At 52.1% G+C, this 3305-nt stretch carries 5 protein-coding genes and 2 pseudogenes; 5 read left to right on the forward strand and 2 right to left on the reverse strand.

The genetic code is table 11. From position 1 onward, the window contains the following. A pseudogene (locus METMI_RS22795) lies at positions 1-434 on the reverse strand (IS701 family transposase); the annotation flags it as partial. A 160-nt stretch (positions 435-594) separates the two neighbouring features. On the opposite strand from METMI_RS22795, the gene METMI_RS0100010 reads away from it, so the two are divergent. The 5 genes from METMI_RS0100010 (at position 595) to METMI_RS27320 (ending at position 2967) form a co-directional block, all read left to right on the forward strand. Beyond that, on the forward strand, positions 595-1191 hold the full coding sequence (locus METMI_RS0100010; protein ID WP_019864094.1) for an STAS-like domain-containing protein: 597 nt from the start codon (positions 595-597) through the stop codon (positions 1189-1191). A gap of 16 nt (positions 1192-1207) precedes the next feature. Beyond that, a complete protein-coding gene (locus METMI_RS28225) occupies positions 1208-1492 on the forward strand; it encodes a FlhC family transcriptional regulator (RefSeq protein WP_019864095.1) in 285 nt (94 codons plus the stop codon). Between the two features lie 230 nt (positions 1493-1722). Then, positions 1723-2220, forward strand: a complete 498-nt coding sequence (locus tag METMI_RS0100020; protein ID WP_019864096.1) for a hypothetical protein — start codon at positions 1723-1725, stop codon at positions 2218-2220. 20 nt (positions 2221-2240) lie between these two features. Then, positions 2241-2744: a hypothetical protein gene (locus METMI_RS25150; RefSeq protein WP_051102290.1), complete on the forward strand. Its 504-nt coding sequence runs from the start codon at positions 2241-2243 to the stop codon at positions 2742-2744. Beyond that, positions 2734-2967: a hypothetical protein gene (locus tag METMI_RS27320; protein ID WP_051102293.1), complete on the forward strand. Its 234-nt coding sequence runs from the start codon at positions 2734-2736 to the stop codon at positions 2965-2967. Before METMI_RS25150 ends, METMI_RS27320 begins: the two co-directional genes overlap by 11 nt. Positions 2968-3071: 104 nt before the next feature. Here METMI_RS27320 and METMI_RS0100030 read toward each other — a convergent pair. Then, a pseudogene (locus METMI_RS0100030) lies at positions 3072-3305 on the reverse strand (IS1595 family transposase); the annotation flags it as partial.

Consider the following 3305-nt stretch of genomic DNA (forward strand, 5'->3'; position numbering starts at 1 on the left):
TGGTGAACTCCGCCGCCCGCTTGACCTTGCGGGTTTTTACGTCGCTGAACTGATGCGGTTTGCGCACCACTTCGAAGGCGACCGGAACCGACACGTCCCCGCTGTGGTACAGCGCGTTCAGCAGGTTGATGCCTTTGACCGTGCGGCCTTTGCAGTGGTCATAGTGCCAACACATGATCTCGTTCTCGTCGGTGCTGGCCTTTTCCTGGACGGTGTCGTCGAAGATCAGGCACGCGTCATCCTTCTCGATCTGGCGCACGGTGCGTTTGGCATCAACCCACAAGTCTTTTGAGGTGTACTGCCTCGCGGACATGTGGCGGGTTATCTGGTCATGGCTGACTTCACCGTCAAGCATCGCCCAGGCTGGTCGCCGTCGCCAAGCCTTGGTTGCAAATCAGGTAGTCTGTGTAGAGTTCTGTTTTTTCTTTATCCATCCTGAAATGATACGCTTTTGGGATGGGGGTGCGTAACATCAGTAGTTAATACGACATATTGTGTTGAAAATTTAAAAATACATTCAAAACCTCCATAGCATGGATTCATGGATAATTTTGAGCCGGGAATGATTGAAAAATCACCTGGGGGAGAAAGAAAATGTATATCGCTGTTAAAAACATGACCGACCTGAAAATGCCCCAGCCATGCCATGGTAAAAGTTTGGCGCGGTTAGCCCGTGAATGCTTTACCAGCCACCAGGCCTTAATCGTCGATTTCGACGGTGTCGGCGCGATCAGCCAAGGTTTTCTTCAGGAATTGTTTTTGCCCCTAGTGGCGGAATATGGCGCTGATTTCCTGCGTAGTGAATTACAAGTCATTAACGTCAGCCCGGATATAGACAAGGCCATGAAGGCGGCTTTCAACGCCAATGCGTTGAATCATTTCTTAGGCCAGCGAGAAAACCAGCTCAATCAAGCCAGTGATGCGGAAATTTACGATCTGAACCTCGCCTGGCTGATCAAAGCCCGTGAATTGGCTAGGGAAAACGGGATGCTTGCCGAATTGATGATGGGGATAGGCGATGAAGCGCTCCGTCTGGCGATCAGCCAGTTGTCCATCAACGACATCCAGCAGCTTGCCCAAGCCGGTTGGCTATGTTTTGCGCCGCGATTTACGGCCAACTTCCTCCAGGACTTGCTAACCCGGCCTCATGACGTGGTGGATGTGCTTCTGGGTTTGAGTGGCCCGCACTGACCCGTGGGTACAGGGTATGTTCAAGAATTCTGCCCGGCAAGCATTGGCACTGGAACTGCTGAAACGTCATGCCAGGATCTCAATCGTCCACAGGGAAACCGCAATACCCAAGCAAGTGCTCAGAGAAGCCTACCGTGAATTGCATAGCCGCTCGCCAAGTCCGGGCGCGTTGAAATACTCCACCCAAGGGCTGACACGGAGCGTGAGGAAACGCAAGGCCGTGACGCTGTTTGCCGTGTGTTTCCAAACCGTTGAATCTCAAAGCCAGGCAGGCCATATCCAAAGGCTATGTCACCGTTAGTTGTTGAAAAAATTTTATGTTCGGCGCAAAGCCTTATTTAATGCGGATTGCGGCTTTCGCTCAAAGCCGCGTCATTTAAGGCTTCCACAATTAACGGTGACATAGCCTATCCAAAAGGTCATTATCGCCTTTGATATTTACAAAATGTTTTGCCCGGACAGTCCACTGGATTTTTCGGAGGCATGGGTAGTTGCACGGGATCTGATGGCGAAACAAATTGAGGTCGTTAGATGCTCTCATTGTGGTTCGGCGGTTTTGATAAAGGCGCGGGAAGATGTTTCGGAACGCTGTTGCGTTTGCAAAACCACGTTGTGAACACGATGGCCAAATCCCAAGCTATGTCCCACCTATTGCCCCGGCTGATACGGCTTAGGGATGCGCCATTTTACTTGGGCATGGACTGGAACCGCTTTAACAGCCTGGTCCGCCCGGCGCTCACCGAAGTCCCCATCGGTACCCAGGGCATCGCATTTGACAGGCTTGACTTGGATGCCTGGGCATATGATTATATCACCCGCAACGGGCGTCTTGATCAACCTAACGGAGGTTCATCATGGGACGCAAAAAAACGTCAGGGCTCGTCAAACGCGGCGATTGCTGGCATATCGACAAAAAAGTCCGAGGCCGACGCCTTTGCGAAAGCACTGGCGAAAGCGACCTCGGGAAAGCGGAAGAATACCTCGCCCGCAAAATCGAAGAAATCCGGCAAGCCTCAGTCTACGGGGTAAGGCCAGTCCGGACTTTTCGGATGGCGGCGACGAAATTCCTGAATGAGTCCTGCAAGCGAAGCTTGGCCAGGGACGCTAATTGCCTAAAGCAATTGGATGCCTTTATTGGTGACCTGGAAATCAAGAAAGTGCATATGGGCACGCTTCAATCGTATATTGAAACGAGAAAAGGCCAGGGCATAAAAAGCGGGACCATTGCCCGGGATTTGGCTGTCGTTCGCAGGATACTCACGCTGTCAGCGCGAGTTTGGCGGGATGAGAATAACCAACCTTGGATTGATACCGCGCCATTGCTGCAATTGCCCAATTGGGAAGACGCCGCTGAACCGTATCCATTGACCTGGGATGAGCAACAGCAGTTTTTTAAGCTGCTGCCCGACTATCTGCATAAGATGGCACTGTTTAAAGTGAATACCGGGTTACGTGAACAGGGGGGTTTGTTGGCTACGATGGGATTGGGAAGTCAAAGTCCCCGCGCTAAAAACCTCCATTTTCATCACCCCCGGAAAATCGGTGGCTTATGATGACGGTATCTGGCCTGGCGAGAAAAATAAGGAAGACCAGATCGTCGTCCTAAACCGTATAGCGGGTTCGGTGGTCGAGGGGCAGCGGGGGCTACATCCAACCTATGTGTTTCCATTTAAGGAAAAACGCCTGGAGCGGATGCATACCACGTCCTGGAAGAACGCGTGGAAAAAGGCCAAGCTTCCTTGTGACGGATCTTTCACCAAAGGGCCGCACAATTAAAGCACACCTTTGGAAGGCGCCTCAGGGCGGCGGGTGTCGCTTTTGAAACCCGTAAAGTGCTGCTGCACCATACGACAGGGGACATCACCACTCATTATTCTTGGCTATGTCACCGTTGATTGTTGAAAATTCCCCAAGGCGGCATTGAGCAGCCATTGGGGTGTTGGGTTATGGTGCTGCTCAAAGACCCGCCGCCAGCCGAGATAGTGCGGCAAATAGTCGGTGGCGACACCATGAAAGCGGTCTAGCCACAGCTTGAAGCGGCTGTGGTAGGCATTGACGTTCTGTATGTGGTAAGCCCCTTTGACCCGCTGGTGTTGGCTAAGGTTGACGGCTTC

The sequence above is a fragment of the Methylovulum miyakonense HT12 genome, from assembly GCF_000384075.1.
Lineage (GTDB): Bacteria > Pseudomonadota > Gammaproteobacteria > Methylococcales > Methylomonadaceae > Methylovulum > Methylovulum miyakonense.

What these genes read in the sequence shown, in the direction of transcription:
- METMI_RS25150 (WP_051102290.1), top strand. Translation starts at nt 2,241, where the DNA reads ATGGCGGCGACGAAATTCCTGAATGAGTCCTGCAAGCGAAGCTTGGCC.
- METMI_RS28225 (WP_019864095.1), top strand. Translation starts at nt 1,208, where the DNA reads ATGTTCAAGAATTCTGCCCGGCAAGCATTGGCACTGGAACTGCTGAAA.
- METMI_RS0100020 (WP_019864096.1), top strand. Translation starts at nt 1,723, where the DNA reads ATGCTCTCATTGTGGTTCGGCGGTTTTGATAAAGGCGCGGGAAGATGT.
- METMI_RS0100010 (WP_019864094.1), top strand. Translation starts at nt 595, where the DNA reads ATGTATATCGCTGTTAAAAACATGACCGACCTGAAAATGCCCCAGCCA.